Origin of the sequence: Rheinheimera sp. (assembly GCF_036568245.1) — a bacterium.
GTDB lineage: Bacteria > Pseudomonadota > Gammaproteobacteria > Enterobacterales > Alteromonadaceae > Alishewanella.
Genome location: NZ_DATCSY010000080.1, coordinates 1 through 5,673, shown reverse-complemented (window position 1 = coordinate 5,673; position 5,673 = coordinate 1). Strand labels below are relative to the sequence as shown.

The window sequence follows — 5,673 nt, the reverse complement described above, 5'->3', positions numbered from 1 at the left end:
GACTTCCTGCGGCAGGTTAATCTGCTTCACCCGCACATCGACAACTTCAATGCCTAACTCTTTTGACGCTTCACCCGCCTGTTGCAAAGCGCTTTGCATCAGTTGAGTACGCTCGCCAGAGACAATCTCCGGAATAGTGCGGGCACCAAATTCGGTACGCAAACCGTTATTAATATATTGCTTCAGCAGTACCTCTGCCTGAGCAGTATTGCCGCCGGTGGCCAGAAAGTAGGCGCCAAAGTCACTGATGCGCCACTTAACATAACTGTCTACCAGTAAGTCTTTCTTTTCTGCCGTGACAAAACGGTCCTGCGCATCATCCAGTGTCTGAACCCGGGCATCCAGCTTACGCACCGTTTCAATCATGGGCAGCTTAAAATGCAGACCAGGCTCGTATACCACTACGTTTTGCTGGGCATCACGCTGGATTTTACCGAACTGGATAACGATAGCGCGTTGTCCTTCAGGCACCACAAACAGCGCTGATAAAAAGATAAACGCTATAACAACAATCAGCACAATAGTGAAATTCTTCATCGGTTACCCCCTGCCACTACGAGTGGAGTTACGGTTGCTATCCGGGCGGCTCTGACTGTTGCTGTCAGAGCTGCTACGTGCCGGTAGCAGTGGCGCAGCGTTAGACGGCGTCGCGGTGCTGCCATTTTGGTTAAGCATCTTATCAAGAGGTAAATACATAATATTATTGCCGTTCTTTACATCAACCAGCACTTTCGATGTATTGCTGTAAACCTGTTCCATCGTTTCCAGATACAAGCGATCACGCGTAACTTTAGGTGCAGCCAGGTACTCTGGTAACAGTTTCTCAAAGCGGGCAACTTCACCCTGCGCTTTTAACACTATTTGCTGCTTGTAAGCTTCGGCTTCCTGCATCACACGGTTTACCTGACCACGGGCGCGGGGTTCAATCTCACGGGCATAAGCCTGAGCTTCCTGAATGAAACGTTCCTGATCTTCCTGAGCTTTAATGGCATCATCAAAAGCATCGCGCACTTCTTCCGGCGGACGCGCATCACGGAAGTTCACATCAACCAGTACAATACCCATGTTGTAAGGCTCAATGATACCTTCCAGCTCCTGACGGGTATTCTGCCGCACCACTTCACGACCCCGTGTCAGGACGTCGTCCATAATAGAATGACCGATAACATAACGCAGCGCCGCATCGGTTGCCTGATGCAGGCTGTTGTCAGCATCAACAACAGAGAATTTGTACTGCCGGGCATTGAATACCCGGTACTGGATCTCAAATGTCACCCGCACCAGATTCTGATCCTGCGTCAGCATAAAGCCGTCACTGCGTAAAGTTCTGACGCTGGTCACATCTACCGGCAGCACTGAGTCAATAAAAGTAGGTTTCCAGTGAATACCCGGGCCAACTTCACTGTGATACTCACCAAAACGTAGCACAACGCCGCGCTCAGATTCTTTTATTGTGTAAAAGCCACTGAACGCCCAAACCAGCGCAGCAACAATCAGGATCAGCACCAACGCAGCTGATGCTCCACCACTGCTGCCGCTGCCAGATGACTTACCACCGCCGAACATGCCACCGAACTTTTTACCAAAGTTACGAAACACTTCGTCTAAGTCAGGTGGCCCCTGATCACGACCGCCCTGCTTCCAGGGGTCGTTGTTTTTTCCGTTATTGCCGGGCTCATTCCAAGCCATGCTCTACTCCGTTCTAAGTTGCAAAATAAAGGTTAATGTATCAAATAACCGGCGTGCTGACGATATAGTTTTCCAGTTTACCCTGTGACTGCTTAAGCGCTTTTAACCATGCAGCCTCGCTCAGTCTTAATTTCAGGGCACAATTACCCTCATCGTCAAACTGCTTGGTAACGATGCAATGTTGCTGATGAAAATGTGCCCGCCATGACGACAGCGCAGGTGGCAGCTTTATGGCTACATCGATATACCGTTCAGACAACAACGCGCTAATCGCCTGCTGCAGTAACTCAAGCCCGGCGCCTGACATCGCAGAGACATATACGGCAGATGGCAGTCCTGCTTCGTTATACTCTATACGCGCAGGCTGCTGTAGCAGGTCAATTTTATTAAACACCAATAACTGCGGCAGCTGGTCGGCGTCGATTTCACTCAATACCTCCGCCACCTGCTGCATATTATGATCTTTGCGCGGATCGGCGACATCAACCACATGCAGTTGCAAATCAGCATCCCGGGTTTCCTGCAAGGTTGACTTGAATGCAGCAACCAGGTCATGTGGCAAATGCCGGATAAATCCAACAGTGTCAGCCAGAATGATGTCACCAACGCCTTTCAATTTTAACTGCCGCAGGGTGGGATCAAGCGTTGCGAACAGCTGGTCAGCAGCATATACCCCGGCGTTAGTCAGGCGATTGAATAAAGTCGACTTACCGGCGTTGGTGTAACCCACTACAGATACCACCGGCACTTCGGCACGCTGGCGCGCACGGCGCCCTTGCTGGCGCTGAGTTTCCAGTTTTGCCAGTTTTGCCTGCAAGGCTTTCACACGCTCACGCAGCAGACGACGGTCGGTCTCCAGCTGAGTTTCACCCGGGCCGCGCAAACCGATACCACCTTTTTGCCGATCGAGACTATCCCAGCCGCGCACCAGACGCGAAGCCAGATGTTGCAGCTGCGCAAGTTCGACCTGCAGCTTACCTTCGAATGTCCTGGCACGCTGAGCGAAAATATCAAGGATAAGGGTGGTACGGTCGATGACTCGGGCGAGACATAAACGCTCAAGGTTACGGGTTTGGGCCGGGCTAAGGGCATGATTAAAAATCACTACCGTGGCCTCTGTCTGGCTAACCAGATCAGCAATTTCCTGAGCTTTACCTGAGCCGACAAAAAACTTCGGATCAGGTGCACTACGACTGGCTGTCAGTACCTGAACCGTTTCAACACCAGCTGACGATACCAGCAACTTGAGCTCGCTCAAGTCCTCGCTGGTATGCTGCTGTGAAAAGTTGACATGGACAAGGATCGCTTGTTCCGGAATTACGCTAGTGTCAGACAAGCGAAAGACCCCTGTTATTATTCCGCGTCGTCTTCGTCACCCTGACCATTGCTGTGACTAACCATAGTATTGACGGCTCTGGCCGGCACTACGGTTGAGATAGCATGTTTATATACCATCTGACTCACAGTATTTTTCAGCAGTATGACAAATTGATCGAAAGACTCGATCTGCCCCTGAAGTTTAATTCCATTCACCAAATAAATTGATACCGGGATACGTTCCCTTCTCAAGGTGTTTAAAAATGGATCTTGTAAAGATTGGCCCTTTGCCATGTGCCGCTTTCCTTTTTTAATTAGTCCGACTTATATAGGTATTATTTTTTTTATTTCAAGTTGTTAAAACGTATTTTTTATCCAGCTTGTTTAGCTTAGCGAAGATAAAACCGCTTGCAAGTTTTCCGCCATAGACGCATCACTTTTCAACCAGTGAAGTTGTGGCCAACCCCGTAACCAGGTCAGTTGTCGCTTTGCTAATTGCCGGGTTGCAGCGATGCTCTTTTCTGTCATTTCAGTGTAGCTGTATTCGCCATCCAGATACTGCCACATCTGCCGGTAGCCAACACAGCGCACAGACGGCAAATCCGGGTGCAAGTCGCACCGTTGTTTCATCAGCCTGACTTCTTGTTCAAAACCAGCTTGAAGCATTTGTTCGAACCGTTGAGCAATACGCTGATGCAACACTGCACGCTCAAGTGGCGCAATAGCGAATTGGTGCACAGGAAACGCAAAAGGTTCCCCTTTTTCTGCTGTAAGTTCCGTTAAACTGCGACCGGTCACTCTGTATACTTCCAGCGCACGCCCTATCCGCTGCGGGTCGTTCGGGTGTATCCGTTTCGCCGACACAGGGTCGACCTTACTGAGCTCTTCATGCAGCACCGCCCAACCAACAGATGCCGCTTCGTGTTCCAACTGCGCCCTTACCTCTGGGTCAGCCTCTGGCAGTGGCGAAATCCCCTCGAGCAGGGTTTTAAAGTACAGCATAGTTCCGCCAACCAGAATCGGAATGTTACCACGATGTTGAATTTCAGCAATCAATCTGAGCGCATCTGCCCTGAAATCTGCCGCAGAATAGCTTTGTGCCGGGTCGCGAATATCAATTAAATGATGCGGCGCTAACGCCAGCTCTGCTGCTGTTGGTTTAGCGGTACCAATGTCCATGCCCTGGTAAATCAGCGCACTGTCGACGCTGATCAGCTCAGATGGCAGGCGCTGATACAACTCAGTGGCCAAAGCCGTTTTTCCTGACGCCGTAGGCCCCATCAGAAAAATGACCTGATCTGTTGCCGGTTTCATCATTTCGGCTCCGTCAGTGAATTTAGCGTCGCTTCGAGCTGCAAAGGCGTGCTTACCCACCATTCTGGCGCAGACAACAATTGTGGCGCAGATTCTAACATTGCTGAGGCTGACACCCTATTAGCATTAAGTAGCATAGCCAATAAATGGTGGCAAAGGTCAACAACTGGCTGCTGGCTCAGCAGCTGTAACCAATCACCGAGCCATTGACTGACCACCGTCTGACGCAACCAAAGCGGCACTGCCCGTACAATAAGCAACTGGTCTGTCAGTAACATATCAAAGCCTAAACGATTAAATTGCTCAGCTTTATCTGTTAGCAAGCGGCATTGCTGTGCATTTAATGATATCCGCTGCGGTAAAAGCAATGGCTGAGATGGCAGCTGCTGAGCAGCAAAATAGGCACTGAGTGTTGGCAGTAAATCAATCACGACTATGTCGTCACCACTCTGCTGTAGCAGATAACGGTTTTTTGTAATCAGCAGCGTGTTGCTCAGAGGAACAGGTGGTGTAGAGTTTTCGTTTGCTGTGGTAGTGGCTAAACTCTGGCTGCTTTGCCAGTAAGATAACTCTTGCTTTACAGCTGTACCGGACGGGCGTCTGTCTGCGCTATAAATATTACGATTAACGTAAGGTGCTGCACGCTGGTATGGTTGTGCAGGCGGTTCCTGTATCAATGCACCGGCTTGTGCAGCCGAGCTGTCCATCGGTGTCAGCTGTGTTAGTGCGTTGGTTAATGCCGACACGACAAAATCATGGATTAACCTGGCTTGATGAAACCGTACTTCATGTTTCGCCGGATGCACGTTTACATCCACCTGACGAGGCTCTAACTCCAGATACAGGACAAAAGCCGGTTGCTGTTCCGGCGCCAGCATATCGCCATAAGCCTGACGAATAGCATGATTAAGCAGTTTATCACGCATCATCCGGCCATTAACGTAACTGTACTGGCAATGCAATTGAGCAGAACATGCCTGCGGATGCACCAGCCAGCCCCATATTTTTACATCGCCGTACTGGTTTTCAATAAAAGCCGCATGTTCAGCAAATACCCGGCCACACAACGCGGCGACCCGTTTCTGACGTTGCTCCTGCGTCAGCGCGGCTTTAAGCCGCCGCACATTCTGGCCATTATGGCTTAATAACCAACTGACATCGTAACGGCTCAGCGCCAGTCGCTTTACCAACTCGTCAATGTGGCCAAACTCAGTTTTGTCGGTACGCAGGAATTTTCGTCTGGCTGGGGTGTTGAAGAATAAATCCAGCACTTCAATACTGGTGCCATCAGGATGGGCTGCCGGACGCACTTCAACCTGCATATCCCGCCCCTCAGCACTGGCTTGCCAGGCT

General features: G+C 50.3%; 6 protein-coding genes. All 6 read right to left on the bottom strand.

What is annotated here, in order from left to right:
- Positions 1-537 (bottom strand): protease modulator HflC (gene hflC / locus VIN66_RS03600; RefSeq protein WP_331922717.1); only part of this gene is annotated, 537 nt, incomplete at its 3' end.
- 3 nt (positions 538-540) lie between these two features.
- Positions 541-1,689 (bottom strand): FtsH protease activity modulator HflK, encoded by a 1,149-nt coding sequence (hflK, locus tag VIN66_RS03595; protein WP_331922716.1) that lies wholly within the window; start codon positions 1,687-1,689, stop codon positions 541-543.
- Positions 1,690-1,729: 40 nt separating this feature from the next.
- Entirely contained in the window at positions 1,730-3,025 is a 1,296-nt protein-coding gene (gene hflX, locus VIN66_RS03590) for a ribosome rescue GTPase HflX (RefSeq protein ID WP_331922715.1), read from the bottom strand.
- Positions 3,026-3,042: 17 nt separating this feature from the next.
- A complete protein-coding gene (hfq, locus tag VIN66_RS03585) occupies positions 3,043-3,300 on the bottom strand; it encodes an RNA chaperone Hfq (RefSeq protein WP_331922714.1) in 258 nt (85 codons plus the stop codon).
- A gap of 90 nt (positions 3,301-3,390) precedes the next feature.
- Positions 3,391-4,323: a tRNA (adenosine(37)-N6)-dimethylallyltransferase MiaA gene (gene miaA, locus VIN66_RS03580; RefSeq protein ID WP_331922713.1), complete on the bottom strand. Its 933-nt coding sequence runs from the start codon at positions 4,321-4,323 to the stop codon at positions 3,391-3,393.
- The coding region (mutL, locus tag VIN66_RS03575; protein WP_331922712.1) for a DNA mismatch repair endonuclease MutL at positions 4,320-5,673 on the bottom strand (1,354 nt) is incomplete at its 5' end. The genes miaA and mutL, both read right to left, overlap by 4 nt.